Source organism: Hydrogenophaga sp. Root209 (assembly GCF_001428625.1).
Lineage (GTDB): Bacteria > Pseudomonadota > Gammaproteobacteria > Burkholderiales > Burkholderiaceae_C > Hydrogenophaga.
Map to the genome: position 1 here is coordinate 62,485 of NZ_LMIE01000032.1, position 15,056 is coordinate 77,540.

Genomic DNA, 15,056 nt, shown 5'->3' on the forward strand with positions numbered 1-15,056 from the left:
CATCCACATGAGACTGGTCATTGCCCTGGGCGGCAACGCGCTGTTGCGCCGTGGTCAGGCGCTGAGTGCAGACAACCAACTCGACAACGTGCGCATCGCCGCTGCACAGCTGGCGCGTGTGGCGCTGAAACATGAAGTTGTGCTCACCCACGGCAATGGTCCACAGGTCGGTTTGTTGGCCCTTCAATCGGCGGCATACACCGTGGTGCAAGGCTATCCACTGGACGTACTGGGTGCGCAGACCGACGGCATGATCGGATATCTGCTCGAACAGGAGCTAAGCAATCTACTTCCGCCCGACAAGGTGGTTGTCACGCTATTGACCCGCGTGGAAGTGGATCTTGCGGACCCGGCTTTTGCAAAGCCGAGCAAGCCGATCGGTCCGATCTATCGCAGCGAGGAGGCTGAAAAGATCGGTGCTGAGAAAGGCTGGGTCATGGCAGCTGACGGTGCGGGGTTCCGGCGTGTCGTTGCTTCGCCGCACCCACAGCGGGTTCTGGGACTGGATCCCATTCGCTGGATGCTGGCCCATCAGGCGCTGGTGATCGCAGCTGGTGGTGGTGGCATCCCTGTCGCGGTGGGTGATGACGGGCGCAGCCGGCACGGTGTCGAGGCCGTCATCGACAAAGACCTGTGCAGCGGCCTGCTGGCCCGCGAGCTGAAATCGGATTGCCTGATCATTGCCACTGACGTGGATGCTGTTTATCTTGATTGGGGACTACCCGGGCAACGCGCCCTGCGACTGGTGTCCCCGGTTGAACTGGCGCGCCATGCGTTCCCTCCTGGCTCGATGGGACCCAAAGTGGAGGCGGCATCCCGTTTTGCCACGGACACCGGCAACCGGGCTTTGATCGGTTCGCTCGAAAACATCGAGGCAATGCTGGAAGGTCGAGCTGGAACGGAGGTTCGGCGTGATGTGGCCGCCCCGCTCGACAGTTCTTCGCACGGTTTCCACTTGGTCGGGTAAGGCAAACGTTTCCTTGTGAGCTGCGTAAGCGCACCGACTCGTTTTATGCCGACGTCGCCGCCGGTTCAGGAGGGAGGGCAGTCGGGTTGCGGCAATCCATCCTGACTTTGCGCTGACCGAGATGTAATGCATTCGCAAGCTGCCGGTCATGGGTGCCTTACTACATTGGACTCGTACGCTGTACCGCATTGATTCATTCGAACAATGTGATTTGTTCTTACAGGAGACATCCATGATTCGCAACCTCAACATTCTCGTCCTCTCAATGGCCGCACTGGCTCCAGCTTTCGCAATGGACGCAGCACAGTCAGAGGCCAAGCAGGTCATCGCGTTGCAGAACGGGGAGAAGCTTTACGTTTTCAAAGACGGATTGATGGCGAAGGAAAGCAAGTTCGGAAGCGTGAAGCACCTCACCAAGGGTGAAGTGGTCCAGACGGCCGATGGAAAAAGCATCACGACGATGGGCAACGAAGTCGCGCGTTTGAGTTCCCTGTTGAACAGAGGTCACGGCAACTGATCCTTGCCGAGGCCTTCGAAAGGCGGCGTCCGAACCGAACCGAACTGCACACCCTCGCTCCGTGACTGGTGAGAGGGTGTGTAGTTCGGGACAGAGTGAACTGCGCAAGTTGCTCAGTCTCACCCTTTCCAGGGGCGCAGCGCCACGCGGCCCCAAGTCGTTGCCTGTGACCGAGGTCGAACCATTGGGCGTCGGCAAGCAACACAAGATGTGGCTGATCAAGCCTCACTAAGCATCAAACTCGTGGCCAACACGATCGCTCCAAACGCCACTGCGGCAAGATAGCCAAAGAACACGGGCTTACCGAACTGCGAACCACCCGTCGTCCACGCGATGCCGACCTTGGCCACCATGTTCGCCAACGTTGCGAGACCGAGCGCCACGACGGTGGCGACTGTTGACAACCCCCCTGCGCTATGCAACCGAGCAAGCGAGATCAAGATCGCATCTACGTCGGCCAGGCCAGAAACCGCCGACAGTACGTAAAGACCGCTGGTGTCCAGCCACTGTTTGGCTGCGGGCACCAGGACACTGATGACAGCGAGAAGCGCACCAAAGCCAAGAGCAGTCCCGAGATCAAAGGGCGCCATCGCGCCGACAGCACCCTCCTTCACAGATGTGTCGGCCTTCTTGCTCCACCGCCAGAGTGCCATACACAGCAGTACCACGCCCGTGACAACAAGGCTGCTGCCTAAGGTGGATAGCAGCGACGGCTGTATCGCAGCCAGCAGAACGACCATGCGAAAGAACATGACGCCACACGCGGCCAGTGAGCCGGCTGCTGCCGCATCAGCCAGGTGTGGCTGCTGGCGTGCGTATCGAGCCAAAGCCAATGTGGTGGCCGTGGAAGAGGCAAGCCCGCCCAGAATCCCGGTCCACAGAACGCCCCTTTGTGCACCTGTCATCCGCATCGCGAAGTGGCCCGTCATCGACAGGCCTGCGATCAGGATGACCGCCCACCACAGCTGGTACGGATTGAGTGCGGCGTAGGGCCCCAGACCCGCATTCGGCAAGTAGGGCAGGATGACCACGGACAACACCAGCAACTGAAGTGAAGCCGTCAACTCGCGATGGTCGATCACACGCAGCCAACCATGCAAAGTCGGCTTGAGGTCCAGCAACACTGCGCCAACCACGGCGGCCGACAAAGCCAATGTGATATTGCCGTGTGCCGCAAAGGCGCCCAGGCCCAGTGTCAACAGCATCGCCACGGGTGTTGTGGCGCTGAGATCGCCCGACACTCGAGCATGACGGGCGTAGGACACCGTCAGCAGCAGGGAGAGTCCAAGCAGCGCACCCAGCAAAGGCCAGGCGCCGAAATCAGGCTGCAAATGCCCAAGCACACCGCCGAACAATCCTGTCAGCGCGAACGTGCGCAAGCCTGCAACACGTCCCCCCTCCGGCAGCTCGCGTTCGTGCCAGCCGCGTTCCAGGCCAATCACCAGACCCACAGCAAGCGCTGCGATAAGACCCTCGGCGCCAGATGGAAGTTCGTAGTCGCTCATCGGTCCTCTCCGTTGAAGGCCTGCGCAGCGGCCTGCAGCATCTTGCGAACGCACCGGTCGGCGTAAAAGTGACCAAAGAGCCAGCCCACCCGTGCCGGATGGGCACAGGCTGAGGACCACCCTCGATGCGTCAAGGCGTGATGCTGATGCCGTTGGGGGACTTGCCCACTGGGACGGTCTTCGTGACCCTGCGTTCTGTCACGTCAATCACGGAGACCGAATTGGCGTAGATGTTGGTCACATACGCAAACCGGCCGTCGCGATCGACGACCACGCCATGGGCACCGGCGCCGGTCACGACTGTCTTGGAGACTTTGAAACTCTGCAGGTCAATCAGGCTGACGGTCTTGCCAGGCTTCTTGCGCGTGCCCTGGTTGGCCACCAGCAGCGTGCGCGAATCGGGGGTGGTATACAGCTGAATAGGCCCTGCTCCGACTCCGATCTTGCGAACCACCTTGCGTGTGGCAGGGTCGATCACGGCGACAGCGTTTTCCTGCGACAGCGAAACAAAGGCAAAACGACCATCTGGCGTGAAGCCGGTCTGGGCTGGTCCTTTGCCAGCGGGCACTTGCACCACCTCCTTCTGGCTGGCGGTGTCGATGACCGACACCGTGCCACCCTTGAGATTGGCGACGTACACCTCCTTGCCGTTCGGGCTGATTCGAAGGCCGTGTGGAAACTGGCCGACCGAAATGGTCGCCACGAGACTCCGCGACGATGTGTCGATCACACTGACCGTGTTGTCGCCGCCGTTGGTGACGTAGGCGAAGCGGCCGTCTGGCGACACCACCACATGGGCCGGGTGCATCCCCACCGCCACCTGCGCTACGACTGCGTTGGTGCTGGTGTCGATGACCCAGACAGCCCCGGGCTGTGCCATCGCCTCGTGGGCGCCTTGGGCCATGCCCTTGTGCACGGAAGCGTCGGTGGCCTGATCAGGCTCGCCATTGTTGGTCACCCACGCGAATTTGCCGTCCGGTGATACCTGCACGTTGTGCGGCATCTTCCCCACGCGCACGCTCGCCAGCGTCTTGAACGATGTCGTGTCAATCACGCTGACCGTGTCTGCGCCCTCATTGGCCACATACACCTTGTCGGCGGAGAAGCTGGCGCCAGACCAAGCCAGCAGGCCCACCTGCACCGCAGTCAAAAGCCAGTTGTTCTTTCTTGTCATCGCGAGCCATCCTTGCTGGTAAAAATCAGGTGAAATCCGCCGAACTTCGTTGTCATGCTTTGCCGCGCCGCAAACGCAGCGCATTGCCAATCACCGACACCGAGCTCAAGCTCATGGCCAGCGCGGCAATCAACGGCGACAGCAGCCAGCCCGTCAGTGGATACAGCACGCCGGCCGCAATCGGAATGCCCAGCGCGTTGTACAAAAAAGCAAACACCAGGTTTTGCTTCATGTTGCCCACAGTCGCTTCGGACAGCGCGCGCGCAATCGCAATCCCGCGCAGATCGCCCTTGACCAGCGTGATCTGCGCGCTGTTCATCGCCACGTCGGTCCCGGTACCCATGGCCACCCCCACATCGGCCTTGGCCAGTGCCGGTGCATCGTTGATGCCGTCACCTGCCATGGCCACCACGCGACCTTCCTTTTGTAGTCTCTCCACCAGAAGCAGCTTGTCGGCCGGCTTGACCTCGCCGTGCACCTCGTCGATGCCCAAGCGGGCTGCAACAGCCTTGGCCGTGGTCAGTCCGTCACCCGTCGCCATCACGATGCGCAGACCGGAGGCCTTGAGCGTCGCCAGGGCCTCCGGCGTGCTGGCCTTGACCGGATCGGACACTGCCAACAAGCCCATCAGCTGTCCATCAACGGCCAGGTGCATCACGCTGGCGCCTTCTGCGCGCAAGGCCTCGGCCTGCGACACCAGAGCACTGACCGACACACCGATCTGCTCCATCAGCGTGGTGTTGCCCAGTGCCAGCTGACGCTCTCCCACCTTCCCCCGCACGCCAATGCCCGAACCGGATTCGAAGTCCTCGGGTTTTTCCAAGGCCATGTTGCGCTCGCGAGCGGCGCGCACGATGGTCTCGGCCAATGGGTGTTCGCTGCCCTGGTCCAGGCTGGCGGCCAGGCGCAGCACCTCATCGGCGTCAAAGCCTGGCGCGGGAACGGCGCGCTCAAACGTGGGACGGCCTTCGGTAAGCGTTCCGGTCTTGTCGATGATGAGGGTGTCGATCTTGCGCATGTTCTCGATGGCCGCTGCGTCCCGGAACAACACGCCGTGTGTGGCGCCGCGACCGGTGGCGACCATGATGGACATGGGTGTGGCCAGGCCCAACGCGCAGGGACAGGCAATGATCAGCACGGCCACCGCGTTGATCAGGCCGAACACCCAGCTTGGCTCGGGACCGAACAGACCCCAGCCGAAGAAGGTCAACAAGGCAATGCCCACCACAGCGAGGACGAAGTAACCCGCCACCACATCGGCCATGCGCTGCATCGGCGCTTTGGAACGCTGGGCCTGGGCCACCATCTGCACGATCTGCGACAGCATGGTGGACGCACCGACGCGCTCCGACCGCATCACCAGCGCGCCGCTGGTATTGAGCGTGGCACCGATCACTTTGTCGCCCACGCGTTTGGTGACTGGCATCGGCTCGCCAGTGAGCATGGATTCATCGATTGAACTGCCCCCCTCCGTCACCTCGCCGTCCACCGGTACTTTTTCGCCTGGGCGCACGCGCAGCAAGTCGCCTACATGCACATGGGTCAGTGGCACATCCTCTTCGGTGCCGTCTTCCCGGATGCGCCGGGCGGTTTTTGGCGCCAGACGAAGCAGCGACTTGATGGCCGCCGAGGTCTGAGAACGGGCCTTGAGTTCGAGCACCTGTCCCAGCAGCGTCAGCGAGATGATCACGGCGGCGGCTTCAAAGTAAACGGCGACGCGGCCCATGGAGATGAACGAGTCCGGGAACACCTGCGGCGTGATCGTGGCAACCACGCTGTAGAGAAAAGCTGCACCCGTGCCCAGGCCAATCAAGGTCCACATGTTGGGACTGCGGTTCACAACGGACTGCCAGCCTCGCGAAAAGAAGGGCCAACCCGCCCACAGAACAATCGGGACCGACAGCACCAGTTCGATCCAGGTCTGGGTCGTGGATTCAAACCACTGCAGCCGATGACCAAACATGGCCAAGACCGTGACCACCACGGACAGCGGAAGCGTCCACCAGAAGCGGCGCTGGAAATCGCGCAACTCGGGGTTGTCATCGTCGTCGAGGTCAGGCAGCAAGGGCTCGAGCGTCATGCCGCACTTGGGACAGTTGCCCGGATGGTCCTGGCGAATCTCAGGGTGCATCGGACAGGTGTAGATCGCGCCGGCCACCGCTGAAGTGGTCTCTGCGGGTGGCTCGGGCGCGAGGTATTGAAGCGGGTTCGCAGCGAACTTGCCTTGGCACTTGGCACTGCAGAAATAGAAGGTGCGGCCCTCGTGGGTCAACATGTGACCAGACTGCGCAGTGACGGTCATGCCACACACGGGGTCCTTCAGGTCCTTTGGTGAGGCCGATTCGGACAGCGCACTGCTGCCGTGATGTTGGTGTGCATTCATGTTGATCCGCCTATTTCCTGTCGTTGTGGGTACGCCCGGAGTCCTGCGAATGGCTGACGTGCCCCCCGTGGCCGCCCCTGTGCATCAAGTGCATCAGCGGACAAGCGAGCAGCAGCAGATAGGGCCAGTAACCCAGGACATGACCCCAGTGTTCTCGCAGCAGATAAAAACCGGCGATCAAGGCGGCCGTTGCCAGCGCCATGCCTGCCGGGCGGCGCCAGAACGATGGCGCGGGGGAGTCGTTGTCAGGTTGGTTCATCGAATCACTCTTTCAGAGTTGCCAGCGAAAGGTTCGGGAAGCGGATTCGCCCGGCCGGTCGATCCGGAGTTCGATCGCACCGGGGCGCGGCGCCGGCACATCGAAGACCAGCACGCCTTCGCGGTGGTGGCCTCCCGGTGGCGCGCCCAGCCAGCCCGTGGGCTTGAACGTCCGCCCGTCGTCGGTCGTCAAGTTGGCGCTTTGAGCCAGGTCATCACTCAGGTCGGCACTGTGCGTGTCCAGCACGACATCGAATTCCCACTGGCGGCCCGGCAATCCGATCGACTTCGCGGTCACCTTGACCGTCACCCCCCGCTCGTTGGACGACTGTGCGGCAGTGGTGGCAGGGCTTGTTTGGGCCCATGCGACCCAAGGCGCCGCGACCATCAACAGTCCGGCCAATCCCATGGACGCCACCAACCACAAGCGCCGGCCCGTCGCGTCGACTTTTTCATGAACCATGGTGCGCTCCTTGAGCAAAAGATCATTTTTCATGTCAGTCAGCGGCAACCGCACCCCCCCGTACCGCCGCTGTGACAGCCCGCGTTTTTAGGCTGCGATGCAGCACTGGAAATGGACGGATCTGTGACCAGCTTCGCGGGGTATCCCGCACCTGCCAGGGCCGCAACCAGCGAATCTCCGCCTTGCACCAACTCACCGCTTACCTTGACACGGCCAGATGGGAGATCGACCTCCACCGCGCTGACACCTGGAAGCGGCTGCAACGCCTGTGTGACGCGTTTGACGCATGAGCCACAGCTCATGCCCTCGACTTGCAGATCTATCGTGCTCATACATCACTCTCCTGAATCAGGCCTTCACCGTGTAACGCAGCATCATTCCCGCTTCGGCGTGTTCAAGCGTGTGACAGTGATAGACATAGTCCTGATCGCCCGCGTGTGGGTGGGCGAAGTCGATGGCGACCCGCACCGATTCGCCAGGCCACACGTGCACGGTGTCGAGGACGCCCTGGTCCTGCGGCAGCAGGCCCCTCGCGCCGGCCAGCTCGCGCACCAGCGTTGGGCTGCCCAGGCGCTCGATCACCCGGAACGAAAAGCCGTGAAGGTGCATGGGATGGGGCATGCTGCGCTCGGCGTTTTCGATCAGCCAGGTTTCGCGGGCACCGCGCTGCACACTCAGCGCCGCCACTTTCGGATCAAAGACCCCGCCGTTGATCGTCCAGTTGCCCTTGCCGTTGTGCCCGAGCTGCATGCGCCGCGGCGGATTCGCAGGCGCGGTGGCAGCGGACAGGCTGGACAGCACCGTGGGCATGCGGCGCTCGTACTTGGCTGAAGGTTTCAGGTCGATGCGCATCAGCGCGCGCGCGTCCCCCTCCATGGCCATCGGGGTGGACAGTTCTGCCGCGGGCGTCGCGCCGCGTTGTCCGTGATCCATGCCGGCCATAGGTGGCGCAGCAGGGCTCGCGTGGCCCATGTCATGGCCCCCCTCAGCGTGCATCGGGTCGAAGGAGAGCGAGGCCAGCGTTACAGGCATACCAGGATCGGCCTCACGCAGGTCCACCAGCACGTCCAGCCGCTGGCCTGGGGATATGAAGGTCTGATCGATGCGCAGCGGCTGAGCCAGCAATCCACCATCGGTACCCGTCAGAAAGAAACCCAGGCGGCGCCCGCCCTGGACGAAGGCCAGCCGGTAGCTTCGCGCGTTGCTGCCGTTGAGGATGCGGAAGCGGATGATGCGGCGCCCGGCCTGGATGAATGGTCGCTCCGTCAGGTTGACCAGCAATCGATCACCCACCCAGCCACCAAAAGATTGGGCTGCGGTGGGTGCGTACCGCAACCTCCCCTGTGCGTCGAACTCTCGGTCCTGCAGCACCAGGGGGATTTCGGTGTCGCCCAGGGCCAGGTCCAGCTCCTTGCGCAGCGCCAGCTCGTCGTCATCCTCCACAAACAACAGGCTGGCCAGACCGTGGTAGGCCTGCTGAGGTATGTAACCGTGCGCATGGGGGTGGTACCAGTACATGGACGAGCGGTCGCGCAGGGTGAAGGCGTAATCCATGCTGCGCCCGGGTGGCACCACGGTGAGCCCGTTGCCGTCGTTGCGCGAATCCACGCTCAAGCCGTGCCAGTGGATGACCGTCGGTTGATCAATGCGGTTGATCAGTCGCACGCGCATCTCGTCGCCGCGGCGGGCCAGGAGCGCCGGGTTCAGGAACTTCTTGCCACCCGACTCAACGGCATAGGCCAGGATGGGTGTTCGCCGACCGGGGAGCACCTCGATTTCGCTGCGCACCACATGCACCTCCCGGAACTCGGACACCGGGAGCACGCCGAAGAGGCCGCTGCTGCCCGGCAACCGAAGAGGGTTGGCGAAGCCAGTCGCCTCTTTTTCAATCCCGGTGATCTCTTCGGTCATGGCGCCAGACGCGCCGGGGGTTGCAGCCAGAACGCCCGGAACAGAACCGGCCGCGCTCAACGCGCCCATGCTGCCGAGGAAGTGCCGTCGCGTGAACTTGGACATCTCAGAACTCCTGTTGTTGGTTGGAAAGTGGACTCAACCGCAAACACCGCGAGCTGCGATGGCCTGTCACTTGCCGGCGGGAGGCATGGCGGCACCCGGCACGCGCTGCATCATCATTTCCATCATGGTCTGCATCATGTCCATTCGCATCTCCATCATCTGCTGCTGCTTGGCCGGGTCCATGGGCATGTTCTTCATTCCCGCCATTCCCGGCATTTCGTGCATACCCCCCATGCCCTTCATGCCGCTCATCATCGCCATGCCCTGGTGCATGACCTTCATGTGCTCGTCCATCAGTGCCTGCCGCTCCGCGGGAGTCTTGGCGCTCATCATCTTGTCGCGCATGGCCTGCATGCGATCGTGCATGGCAGAAGGTGCCGCAGCGACACGCTCGTCGGCGCTTGCCGCCGACATGGGGCTCGTGCTCGGTGTTTTCGGATTCGCGCATGCCGTCAGGAGGACAGCGGTGGAAAGCGCAAGGATGGCGTTGATTGTTTTCATGGTGATGTCCTGTGGATGAATTTGGGAGTCGCCGGGGCGGCAACAAGATGGCCGAGGCCTGGAAGGGGTGCGGGCCACTGGGGCCGGCCAGAGCGCAGGTGCGCTGATCGCGGTGGCCCGCGATGCGTCCTAAAGCGTCAAGCGATGGGGTCGCACAGCGATGGGCAAGGCCACGTGCGCGGGTCGGTGGGCGAGCACCGGGAGTCGAACGACGGTTGGCGTGGCCACGGAAGGCGCCCATGCCCGATGCAGCATGCCCACCGGGCTGCCATCGGCGATAGGCTGATCCACCTTGGTGATGGCCAGCGAGGCTTCATCGCAAAACTTCAAGCATCCGGCATCGCTGGAGTCGGTTTGTTCGCCGTGATGGGTTTGGGCGACGGGTACGTCCTGTGGCATCGCCGTGAACGAAGAGTGACTGCCTTCGTTCGGTTCGTTCAGAAGGCACGCATTGGCCACCCCTGCGCCCAACGCAAACAACCACACCGCCAGGATCATCCAGGTGGCATGGCGCAGCGAGCGGCGATACAGGTGCATATCAGTTAGATGAACAGTGGCAACGGTCCAAGGCTAACCCTGGGCGCTTGAACAGCCTTGATGCAGATCAAGAAAGCAGGTCAAGATACGATCCCTAATCGAAACAGTGTGCGACTGGGCTCTACGTCGGTCGGTTCGTCACCGAACAGACCAGCTCGCTGCCATGGCGGTGACGGCATGTCCCCTCAGTGAGCGTCATGGTGAACGTGAACGCCGCGCATCCAGGCCATGAGGTCGATGGGGCTGGAGGTGCCGGCGCTGGTTGCCTCTGCCTGAGCACGGGACTTCTTGAGCTGCGGCTTTTGATGTGGTTGGTGTTGGGTCAGGCTGCCGCGCGATAGCTTGTCCAGGATCGCGCAGTGAGGCTGCTCGTTGCCGTGGCAGGCCTTCACCAAGACCGAGAGCCCGTCCATCATCTGTTCGATTTCACGCCGCTTATCTTCCAGGTCCGCCAGGTGACGTTGCGCCACGGCCTTCACCTCGCGGCTCGTGCGCTGTGAATCGCTCCACAGGCCGATGAGCTCGGCGATCTGGGCCACCGAAAACCCCAGATGGCGCGACTGCCGGACGAATCGCAATACCGAGACTTCACGATCACCATACAGACGGTAGCCCGCATCGCTGCGCTCTGCCTCAGGCAGCAGGCCGATCTGTTCATAGTGGCGAATCATCTTGGCGGAGACGCCTGCGGCGGCAGCCGCCTCGCCAATGTTCATCAGAGTGGTCATGGTGCGCTCCGGAGTTTGAATGACTCCAACGGTCGAAGGATGTAGCTTGTCATGGTGGGAAGGTCAAGGCCCTCACCGGGAGGGCCCTGAGGAGCGGGGTTCAAAGGGTTGGATAGCCAGCCTCAGCCAGCGCTTCGACCAGAACATCGCGGTCTTCACCGCTTTTCACCGTGATCAGACGTCGCGGAAGATCGACCTGTATCTCGCATGCGGGATCAACCAGTTTCAGGGTGACGTTCACCTTGGAAGCGCAGTGGCCGCAGGTCATGGCGGGGAGGTGGAATTCGTGCATGGATGACTCCGTAAAAGGGTTGAGGGAACCCGCACTGTGGGTATTGCCACGGTGGCAGTGTCAAGTCGTATCTGCCGTTGCGCTTGCCACCGTGGCAAGGCCAACCATTCGCTCCACCCACAACCCCTGGAGTGCCTCATGAACACCGCCACCTTGTCGCTCATCGAGCATCAGTTTCCCATCGAAGGCATGACCTGCGCCTCTTGTGTGGGCCGCGTCGAAAAGGCCTTGAAAGCCGTTGCCGGCGTAAAGGAAGTCAGCGTCAACCTGGCCACCGAACGGGCCACGGTGAACGCCGCTGCTTCCACTCTGCCTGCCAGCCTGGTGGCTGCGGTGCAAAAGGCAGGCTACAGCGTGGGCAAGGAACCCAGCGTGGATCAGGGAGCACAGCCCACAAGAAGCAAAGGCGAGCCCTGGTGGCCTGTCGCGCTCGCCGCTTTGCTGTCGCTGCCCTTGGTGCTGCCCATGATTGCCATGCTGTTCGGCTCTGACTGGACGATCAATGGCTGGTTGCAGCTCGCGCTGGCCACGCCCGTTCAGTTCTGGCTGGGCGCGCGCTTCTACCGCGCGGGCTGGAAGGCCCTGCGTGCAGGTGCCGGCAACATGGACCTGTTGGTGGCCCTGGGCACCAGCGCCGGATATGGACTGAGTGTGTATCTGCTGTTCAAGCACGCCGAACACGGCATGCCGCACCTGTACTTTGAAGCATCGGCAGTGATCATCACGCTGGTGCTGCTGGGCAAATGGCTGGAGTCACGCGCCAAACGCCAGACCACGGCCGCCATCGCCGCCCTCAATGCGCTCAAGCCCGAGGTGGCGCGCGTGCGCATGCCCTATGGCGATGTGGACGTCGCCATTGCACAGGTAAAGGTGGGTGACACCGTGGTCATTCGCCCGGGTGAGCGCATTCCGGTGGATGGTGTGGTCACCATAGGCTCCAGCCAGGTGGACGAATCGCTGATCACGGGCGAGAGCCTTCCGGTGGCCAAACACGCGGGCGACAAAGTCACCGGCGGCGCCGTCAATGCCGAGGGACTGCTGCTGGTGGAGACCACTGCGGTGGGTGCCGAGTCCACGCTCTCGCGTATCGTGCGCATGGTCGAATCGGCCCAGGCGAAGAAAGCCCCGATCCAGCGAATCGTGGACCGGGTGAGCGCCATCTTTGTGCCGGTGGTCCTGCTGATCGCCGCACTCACCCTGCTGGGCTGGGGCCTGACCACCGGAAACTGGGAGCAGGCCATTTTGAACGCGGTGGCGGTGCTGGTGATCGCCTGTCCTTGTGCACTGGGCCTGGCGACACCGACCGCCATCATGGCGGGCACCGGGGTGGCCGCTCGCCAGGGCATCCTGATCAAGGATGCCGAAGCGCTGGAGGTCGCGCATCGCATCGACACCGTCGCGTTCGACAAGACGGGCACGCTCACCGAAGGCAAGCCCACGCTGGTCGCGGCGGTGGCGGCCCCCGGCCACGACGATGAGTTGCTGTCCTGGAGTGCCGCGATCCAGGCGGGTAGCGAGCACCCGCTGGCACGCGCCGTGATGAACGCCGCTGAAGAGGCCGGCCTCGCCTTGCTCTCCGCCGCCAAGGTGAGCGCCGTGCCGGGGCGCGGCATGTCGGCGGAGGTGCAGGGCCGTGCATTGCGTCTGGGCAGTCCACGCTACATGCAGGAGTTGGGCGTGGACACCTCGGCGCTGGCCGAACCCGCCCGCCGGCTTGAAGACGAGGGGCGCACGGTGTCCTGGCTTGCCGACGTGACGAAAGCACCAGCGCTGGTGGGCATGCTGGCCTTTGGCGATGCCCCCAAGGCCAGCGCCATCACAGCCATTCAGAGCCTGCAGGCTTTGGGCATTCGCACCGTGATGGTCACTGGCGACAACCGGGGCAGCGCGCGCTCGGTGGGGCGTGTGCTGGGCATCGACCACATCGAAGCAGAGGTGTTGCCCGCAGACAAGGCGGCCATCGTGAACCGGCTCAAGGAAGGTGGCCGCTCGGTGGCGATGGTGGGCGACGGGATCAACGACGCCCCGGCGCTGGCCTCGGCCGACGTGGGCATCGCCATGTCCACTGGCACCGACGTGGCCATGCACGCCGCCGGCATCACCCTGATGCGGGGCGACCCTGCGTTGGTGGCCGACGCGATCGACATCTCGCGCCGAACCTACCGCAAGATCCGCCAGAACCTGTTTTGGGCCTTTGCCTACAACGTGATCGGCATTCCGCTGGCAGTGGCAGGTTTGCTGAACCCGGTGGTGGCCGGTGCGGCCATGGCGTTGAGCAGCGTGAGCGTGGTGAGCAATGCGCTGCTGCTGGGGGGTTGGCGGTCGAAAAGATAGATTGACGTACAAATCAATCGGCTGATGGGCCTTCGCGCACGCGGTTCGTTTGTGAGCCGAACCTCGTCTCGACACTGTTGTGCGAGGTATACATACATTGCTACGGGTCCAATGGCCCACTTTTGGCCCACCGGAAACGACTACGCCACCCGAAGGTGGCGTAAAGCGTTGTCATGTATGACAAATTTGGTGGGCGGTGCAGGGTTCGAACCTGCGACCCCTGCCGTGTGAAGGCAGTGCTCTACCACTGAGCTAACCGCCCGATCGAATCAATGATGCAACAAGGCATCGATCGATCGGAAGCCTCAGATTATAGCCAGGTTTTCAGTGCTTTCAGGCGACTGCGAGCGAACGCCACACGGTTTTTCCTTTGCTGGCCTTGTCCAGGTCGGCCAGCACGCCGTCGTGGGCTTGCGTCTCGTGCTCGTTCGCACGCAGCACCGGCAGCTCGAATCGGCTCAAGTCCAACGTCTCGGTCAGACCGTTCTCATCGGGTGCGTCACCCAGGTCCATGAGCAAGGCATCCTGGCCCCGCGTCATGTTGATGTAGACGTCAGCGAGCAGCTCGGCGTCGAGCAGCGCGCCGTGCAGCGTGCGGCCCGAGTTGTCCACGCCCAGGCGATCGCACAGGGCGTCCAGGCCATTGCGTTTGCCCGGGAACATTTCCTTGGCCATCACCAGGCTGTCGGTCACCTGGCCAATCACGGTCTTGATGGGCGGGCGGCCCAGCCGGTCGAGCTCCTTGTTGAGGAAGCTGATGTCGAACGGCGCGTTGTGGATGATCAGCTCGGCGTCGCGCAGGTACTCCAGCAGTTCGTCGGCGATGGCTGCGAACTTGGGTTTGTCACGCAGGAACTCGTTGCTGATGCCGTGCACCTTGAGCGCGTCCTCGTGGCTGTCGCGCTCGGGGTTCACGTAGAAATGCAGGTTGTTGCCGGTGAGCTTGCGGTTGAGCAGTTCCACACAGCCGATCTCGATGATCCGGTCGCCGTTGTCGGCGGACAGGCCGGTGGTTTCGGTGTCGAGGACGATCTGGCGCATCAGTGGAGTTCCTTCGCGTGGTTGATCGAGTACTTGGGAATTTCCACGGTCACATCGTTCTGCGCCAGGATGGCTTGACACGAGAGGCGAGAATTTGGCTCCAGACCCCAGGCACGATCGAGCAGGTCTTCTTCGGTCTCGTCGAGTTCGTTCAAGCTGTTGAAACCCTCACGCACGATCACGTGGCAGGTGGTGCAGGCAGCGCTCATGTCGCAGGCGTGCTCGATGTTGATCTTGTTGTCCAGCAGAGCCTCACAGATCGAGGTGCCGGCGGGCGCCGAGATGCTGGCGCCCTGGGGGCAGTATTCGGGGTGGGGCAGGATTTTGATGATGGGCATGG

General features: G+C 62.7%; 16 protein-coding genes and 1 tRNA gene. 3 read left to right on the forward strand and 14 right to left on the reverse strand.

The genetic code is table 11. From position 1 onward, the window contains the following. Window positions 1–7: 7 nt before the first annotated feature. Window positions 8–967: a carbamate kinase gene (gene arcC / locus ASE11_RS21530; protein WP_056276609.1), complete on the forward strand. Its 960-nt coding sequence runs from the start codon at window positions 8–10 to the stop codon at window positions 965–967. A 232-nt stretch (window positions 968–1,199) separates the two neighbouring features. After that, a complete protein-coding gene (locus ASE11_RS21535) occupies window positions 1,200–1,484 on the forward strand; it encodes a CopK family periplasmic copper-binding protein (protein ID WP_056276611.1) in 285 nt (94 codons plus the stop codon). Window positions 1,485–1,702: 218 nt separating this feature from the next. Here ASE11_RS21535 and ASE11_RS21540 read toward each other — a convergent pair whose 3' ends face one another. The 11 genes from ASE11_RS21540 to ASE11_RS21585 form a co-directional block, all read right to left on the reverse strand. After that, entirely contained in the window at window positions 1,703–2,989 is a 1,287-nt protein-coding gene (locus ASE11_RS21540) for an MgtC/SapB family protein (RefSeq protein WP_056276613.1), read from the reverse strand. A 130-nt stretch (window positions 2,990–3,119) separates the two neighbouring features. Beyond that, complete coding sequence (locus ASE11_RS21545; protein WP_235501421.1) at window positions 3,120–4,247, reverse strand: cytochrome D1 domain-containing protein; 1,128 nt, start codon at window positions 4,245–4,247, stop codon at window positions 3,120–3,122. After that, window positions 4,216–6,546, reverse strand: coding sequence for a heavy metal translocating P-type ATPase (locus ASE11_RS21550; protein ID WP_056276621.1), 2,331 nt, complete (start codon window positions 6,544–6,546; stop codon window positions 4,216–4,218). Before ASE11_RS21550 ends, ASE11_RS21545 begins: the two co-directional genes overlap by 32 nt. 10 nt (window positions 6,547–6,556) lie before the next feature. Continuing rightward, window positions 6,557–6,805 carry a DUF2933 domain-containing protein gene (locus ASE11_RS21555; RefSeq protein ID WP_056276622.1) on the reverse strand — a complete coding sequence of 83 codons (249 nt, stop codon included), beginning with the start codon at window positions 6,803–6,805 and terminating at the stop codon, window positions 6,557–6,559. A 12-nt stretch (window positions 6,806–6,817) separates the two neighbouring features. Further along, window positions 6,818–7,267: a hypothetical protein gene (locus ASE11_RS21560; RefSeq protein WP_056277309.1), complete on the reverse strand. Its 450-nt coding sequence runs from the start codon at window positions 7,265–7,267 to the stop codon at window positions 6,818–6,820. Window positions 7,268–7,305: 38 nt separating this feature from the next. After that, a complete protein-coding gene (locus tag ASE11_RS25585) occupies window positions 7,306–7,599 on the reverse strand; it encodes a heavy-metal-associated domain-containing protein (protein ID WP_082585934.1) in 294 nt (97 codons plus the stop codon). Window positions 7,600–7,615: 16 nt separating this feature from the next. After that, window positions 7,616–9,283, reverse strand: coding sequence for a multicopper oxidase family protein (locus ASE11_RS21565; RefSeq protein WP_056276625.1), 1,668 nt, complete (start codon window positions 9,281–9,283; stop codon window positions 7,616–7,618). Between the two features lie 66 nt (window positions 9,284–9,349). Continuing rightward, window positions 9,350–9,784, reverse strand: a complete 435-nt coding sequence (locus ASE11_RS21570) for a hypothetical protein (RefSeq protein WP_056276627.1) — start codon at window positions 9,782–9,784, stop codon at window positions 9,350–9,352. A 129-nt stretch (window positions 9,785–9,913) separates the two neighbouring features. Continuing rightward, window positions 9,914–10,321 (reverse strand): hypothetical protein, encoded by a 408-nt coding sequence (locus ASE11_RS21575; RefSeq protein ID WP_056276629.1) that lies wholly within the window; start codon window positions 10,319–10,321, stop codon window positions 9,914–9,916. 185 nt (window positions 10,322–10,506) lie between these two features. Continuing rightward, window positions 10,507–11,049, reverse strand: coding sequence for a Cu(I)-responsive transcriptional regulator (gene cueR, locus ASE11_RS21580; protein ID WP_321166273.1), 543 nt, complete (start codon window positions 11,047–11,049; stop codon window positions 10,507–10,509). A gap of 100 nt (window positions 11,050–11,149) precedes the next feature. Further along, complete coding sequence (locus ASE11_RS21585; RefSeq protein ID WP_056276632.1) at window positions 11,150–11,341, reverse strand: heavy-metal-associated domain-containing protein; 192 nt, start codon at window positions 11,339–11,341, stop codon at window positions 11,150–11,152. A 138-nt stretch (window positions 11,342–11,479) separates the two neighbouring features. On the opposite strand from ASE11_RS21585, the gene ASE11_RS21590 reads away from it, so the two are divergent. After that, complete coding sequence (locus ASE11_RS21590; protein ID WP_082585935.1) at window positions 11,480–13,675, forward strand: heavy metal translocating P-type ATPase; 2,196 nt, start codon at window positions 11,480–11,482, stop codon at window positions 13,673–13,675. A 187-nt stretch (window positions 13,676–13,862) separates the two neighbouring features. On the opposite strand, the gene ASE11_RS21595 is transcribed toward ASE11_RS21590, so the two are convergent. From ASE11_RS21595 to fdx, 3 genes are all read right to left on the reverse strand, one after another. After that, window positions 13,863–13,937 (reverse strand) — tRNA-Val (locus ASE11_RS21595). A gap of 71 nt (window positions 13,938–14,008) precedes the next feature. Then, on the reverse strand, window positions 14,009–14,716 hold the full coding sequence (gene dnaQ, locus ASE11_RS21600) for a DNA polymerase III subunit epsilon (RefSeq protein ID WP_200959402.1): 708 nt from the start codon (window positions 14,714–14,716) through the stop codon (window positions 14,009–14,011). Then, the gene (fdx, locus tag ASE11_RS21605) at window positions 14,716–15,054 is read right to left on the reverse strand and encodes an ISC system 2Fe-2S type ferredoxin (RefSeq protein WP_056276635.1); all 339 of its coding nucleotides are present in this window, start codon (window positions 15,052–15,054) and stop codon (window positions 14,716–14,718) included. The genes dnaQ and fdx overlap by 1 nt, the downstream gene beginning before the upstream one ends. Window positions 15,055–15,056 lie beyond the last annotated feature (2 nt).

Bases quoted from the DNA above. Each gene is read 5' to 3' on its own strand.
- arcC (WP_056276609.1), top strand. From the start codon at position 8: ATGAGACTGGTCATTGCCCTGGGCGGCAACGCGCTGTTGCGCCGTGGT.
- ASE11_RS21535 (WP_056276611.1), top strand. From the start codon at position 1,200: ATGATTCGCAACCTCAACATTCTCGTCCTCTCAATGGCCGCACTGGCT.
- ASE11_RS21540 (WP_056276613.1), bottom strand. From the start codon at position 2,989: ATGAGCGACTACGAACTTCCATCTGGCGCCGAGGGTCTTATCGCAGCG.
- ASE11_RS21545 (WP_235501421.1), bottom strand. From the start codon at position 4,247: ATGCGCTGCGTTTGCGGCGCGGCAAAGCATGACAACGAAGTTCGGCGG.
- ASE11_RS21550 (WP_056276621.1), bottom strand. From the start codon at position 6,546: ATGAATGCACACCAACATCACGGCAGCAGTGCGCTGTCCGAATCGGCC.
- ASE11_RS21555 (WP_056276622.1), bottom strand. From the start codon at position 6,805: ATGAACCAACCTGACAACGACTCCCCCGCGCCATCGTTCTGGCGCCGC.
- ASE11_RS21560 (WP_056277309.1), bottom strand. From the start codon at position 7,267: ATGGTTCATGAAAAAGTCGACGCGACGGGCCGGCGCTTGTGGTTGGTG.
- ASE11_RS25585 (WP_082585934.1), bottom strand. From the start codon at position 7,599: ATGAGCACGATAGATCTGCAAGTCGAGGGCATGAGCTGTGGCTCATGC.
- ASE11_RS21565 (WP_056276625.1), bottom strand. From the start codon at position 9,283: ATGTCCAAGTTCACGCGACGGCACTTCCTCGGCAGCATGGGCGCGTTG.
- ASE11_RS21570 (WP_056276627.1), bottom strand. From the start codon at position 9,784: ATGAAAACAATCAACGCCATCCTTGCGCTTTCCACCGCTGTCCTCCTG.
- ASE11_RS21575 (WP_056276629.1), bottom strand. From the start codon at position 10,321: ATGCACCTGTATCGCCGCTCGCTGCGCCATGCCACCTGGATGATCCTG.
- cueR (WP_321166273.1), bottom strand. From the start codon at position 11,049: ATGACCACTCTGATGAACATTGGCGAGGCGGCTGCCGCCGCAGGCGTC.
- ASE11_RS21585 (WP_056276632.1), bottom strand. From the start codon at position 11,341: ATGCACGAATTCCACCTCCCCGCCATGACCTGCGGCCACTGCGCTTCC.
- ASE11_RS21590 (WP_082585935.1), top strand. From the start codon at position 11,480: ATGAACACCGCCACCTTGTCGCTCATCGAGCATCAGTTTCCCATCGAA.
- dnaQ (WP_200959402.1), bottom strand. From the start codon at position 14,716: ATGCGCCAGATCGTCCTCGACACCGAAACCACCGGCCTGTCCGCCGAC.
- fdx (WP_056276635.1), bottom strand. From the start codon at position 15,054: ATGCCCATCATCAAAATCCTGCCCCACCCCGAATACTGCCCCCAGGGC.